At 40.7% G+C, this 3,551-nt stretch carries 5 protein-coding genes; all 5 read right to left on the reverse strand.

Annotated features, from left to right (window positions below):
- Positions 1-344: 344 nt before the first annotated feature.
- On the reverse strand, positions 345-782 hold the full coding sequence (locus H598_RS0113440; RefSeq protein WP_028113468.1) for a DUF6389 family protein: 438 nt from the start codon (positions 780-782) through the stop codon (positions 345-347).
- A 126-nt stretch (positions 783-908) separates the two neighbouring features.
- On the reverse strand, positions 909-1,247 hold the full coding sequence (locus H598_RS0113445) for a hypothetical protein (RefSeq protein ID WP_028113469.1): 339 nt from the start codon (positions 1,245-1,247) through the stop codon (positions 909-911).
- A 626-nt stretch (positions 1,248-1,873) separates the two neighbouring features.
- Complete coding sequence (locus H598_RS26585; RefSeq protein ID WP_156897048.1) at positions 1,874-2,092, reverse strand: hypothetical protein; 219 nt, start codon at positions 2,090-2,092, stop codon at positions 1,874-1,876.
- A 113-nt stretch (positions 2,093-2,205) separates the two neighbouring features.
- The gene (locus H598_RS26105; protein ID WP_084144471.1) at positions 2,206-2,916 is read right to left on the reverse strand and encodes a cyclodeaminase/cyclohydrolase family protein; all 711 of its coding nucleotides are present in this window, start codon (positions 2,914-2,916) and stop codon (positions 2,206-2,208) included.
- Between the two features lie 123 nt (positions 2,917-3,039).
- On the reverse strand, positions 3,040-3,366 hold the full coding sequence (locus H598_RS26590) for a hypothetical protein (protein ID WP_156897049.1): 327 nt from the start codon (positions 3,364-3,366) through the stop codon (positions 3,040-3,042).
- Positions 3,367-3,551: the final 185 nt, after the last annotated feature.

Genomic DNA, 3,551 nt, shown 5'->3' on the forward strand with positions numbered 1-3,551 from the left:
CGTTGAATTTTAAACAATTGCTCGCCAAAAGAGGCTGCGAAAAAAACACGACTGCAAAGGTTAATATCCATTTCATATTTAGTTCCTCTAACGCCTTACTAATGGGCGCATAAATGCTTGGCTAAAAATAACGACGAAAGATCACAAGCCAAGCGTTTGCGCCCTTATGAGTAACTTGTTAGCAGTCCATTAACTACCAAACGAGCTAAAAGAGACATCCATGCTAAGAGCTCTCTGAAGCCATCATCTATACTGCAATTTTGTTAGTTTCAAGGATTTTAAAATGGGTGTCTATTTTATTTTGCTCTATTTTATTTTTAAACGCTTTGTTATGTAGACTTACATCACCTTAGCTCAAGAGGTGTAACTGTACCGAAGCTATCATGACCCACAACGATAACAGGGATATTGCTAGCCAATACCTTAGGTTTTTCCCAGATAGACTTTATCCAATTTGCTACGCAGTCAACAACTACATCATTCACCTCAAAATCAACGTCGAACGGATCTACTGTGGGTATATAGGGTTTAATATTTGAACCTACATATTTCGGTTCAAATAAACTGGCGTAACTTTCGATAGCCCTATTTAGAGCATGTAAATCTGGACCATCTAAACTCACATAAACTGAAAACATACCATCTCCATCCTGACTAGCGAACACTTCTATGTGAATTTCGCTCGTATTTTCTGGGATGTTTGCAAACAGAACCTTTAATGATGAAGCCATAGATTCGCTGTGTTTTACTAGTTCACTACTCAATTCTTCTTCAAAATTCATTCAATGCTTCCATGTATCCACATAACGCTCCACTCAGCGGGAGCAACTTGGCTGGCTACAATCAGCGAGGCACGAGCAAGAGCCAGCCTGGTTGAAATCTTCCTGCAGTGCTTTATTATATGTCAATTAACTTGACGCGATTGACTTGAAAAAGGTCATGAATCCGACGGCAGCAACCAACGAGCTAACCGTTGTGACGCCGATAGGTATCAAAATCGCTTGCCACCATTTCAAAATCAAAAGCCGATTGACTATTAACACGAACAAACCAATGCTTATCACAGGAACAGCACTATCAGCTAGTCCTACAACTGACACTACTGCCGCGCCGATAAGCTGAGTGGTCAACAGCGTCAACGACAATATGAATGAACGCTTTACTCGCTCATTCTCTACATATAGCCATTTAAGAACTAAGTAGAAAAACACCCCATAGAGCGGGATCAACAACGGGAGATACAACATAATCCTTCCTGTGATATATAACGCTCCACTTAGCGGAGGCAGTTTGATTGGCTATAATGAGCGAGGCACGAGCAACAGCCAAGCGAATTGCTATCCGTCTGCAGCGCCTTGTTAAGCTTCAAAGCCATCAAAATACTTCCATAACTATCGATTCGCCCTGTGGTGGAAACGTCATAACCACGGATTCAAAGCGCCCCTCTTTTGTCTCAATGTCGATAGAGTCGCCACTTTCAAAAGAAATGGTCCACAAAGAAGAGCTTTTTAATGTTGCGTTCTTAGCTAGCTGCCGCCCCAGAGAGCCCACGGACCAGAGTTCGGCGAATCGTGCCACTCGTATGTTTGACCATCGATTGTTGCGAACACTCGCTCATTGCATTGAATCTCAATATCTTGAAACCGTATATTGAAGCCATACGAAGCCAATAGTATGGAATCTACATACTGATTATTCTTTGAGAAGTACTCATTCAGCACATCGACTATCTTTTCATTAAACAGAATCACATACAACCTCAGGTAAGCCTAACGCCCTATTAATGGAAAAGATTATGTTAGCTAAAATGTGAAGAGGAGTGAAACCAAGCCAACGTAATTTTGTCCACTATTAAACAGCTTGTTATATCTCATTACAGAGCAGACAAGCGTGATAAACCATCAATTATTGCAAACGCCCCAGCAAAGATAAGAGCCATTGCAATTAATAGTGTTCGAAATACAAACACTTTGCGGTTCACCGTTTTACCAACAGGCAATAAAGCCAACCTCCCAAACCAAAGTCCGATACCGGCAGAGCCGATACCAAGCACGATTAGAGTTAAGAATAGTAAAACTTTAATCGTATCCATACTGGTTTGGCCCTAAATGAGATATAACGCTCTACTTAGCGGGAGCAAACTGCCCGGCTATACTTAGCGAGGCACGAGCGCAGCCGGGCTGGCTGAAATCCGCCTACAGTGCTTTAGGTATTCTTTAGTTCAAATTGTACAGCTTCAACTGATTCGGAACCAATAGAGGTGACACAAGAAAGAGCCCTTAACTGCATTAATTCTAGGCTTTTCTGCAGGTCTTTAACTTTATCTAAATGTCTTGAAGAATAGTTCCTTCGCTTTAGTGTTTTAAGATTCAAGTTGATTATAAATATGCAAGACATTACCGCAGACATAGCTGCACTAACCGAAACTCCAGAATCGCCACGTATCGCATGCCATCCATTTTCAAAAATCGAAATTCCATATTCAACTAAAGTCAAAGCTTTATCAGCAATTTCAAACGTATAGTCCGTCGCAACTTCTAACATATCTAGTGATTTTCTGGAATAGTTAGATTTGTCAGCAGAGCTTTGCGCCTGATCTCTTAAAACTCTTAACTTAACTACTTCATCAAAATCTCTAGCATCAGCCTCGAATAGAACTTTTAATCTGGGTTCAATAACAGAAACCACCCTTTCTTTGATATAAGAAATTTCTTTATGAGACTTATTGCATTCCTGTTTATTTAAACTAATATCACTTACAGTTATGATCATTTTACATGATAAAATTGCAAGTAATGCCGCAGCACTACCAGATCCAGGAGAAGCTCTTCCAGCTCCAAAATCATCAAGTAATTTATTTGTTGGTAGCTCTAATAAGGACTCCGACTTTATCTGAGTTAATTCTCTCTGATCCATAATTCACCTGAGATTCCTATTGAATACCTAACGCCCGCCTAAGCGGCGGAAACAAAGCTTGGCTACAATCCGTGAGGTACGAGCACAAGCCAAGCGTTTTGCGTCCGTATCTTAAGGCGCTTGTTATGTTCTCTTTCTATACAGGGTAATTCCAAGCATAACAGTCATAATCGAAAGCATCCCGGTAGCTATGAAAAGTGAACACTTTAGCCAGTGAATTCTCATGGTAGCTCCGTCAATATAGTTCATGTTGTATTCACTTACATTTATAACAATTCTAGCTAAATCCTTTCTCTTCAGCTGGCTTAAATCCTCTATGCTTTCATTAGCCAAATTACTAGTTCTTACCGGGTTCCAATGTTCATGTGCAACTGGATCAAACAATACAACTAGAGCACCAATTATTGTTGTTAGAGACAGTAGTAATATGCACTTTGTCGCAGTTCTCAATTTTCCCCCTTAGAACATAACGCTCCACTCAGCGGGAGCAACTTGGCTGGCTACAATCCGGCTAAAAGAGACACCCATACCGGCTAAAAGAGACACCCATACTAAGATAGCTCTGAAGCCATCACCTATACTGTGATTTTGTTAGTTTCAAGGATGAGACTATGCCCACAGCCAGAAGCCAACAG

The sequence above is a fragment of the Ferrimonas kyonanensis DSM 18153 genome (assembly GCF_000425405.1).
Classification (GTDB): domain Bacteria; phylum Pseudomonadota; class Gammaproteobacteria; order Enterobacterales; family Shewanellaceae; genus Ferrimonas; species Ferrimonas kyonanensis.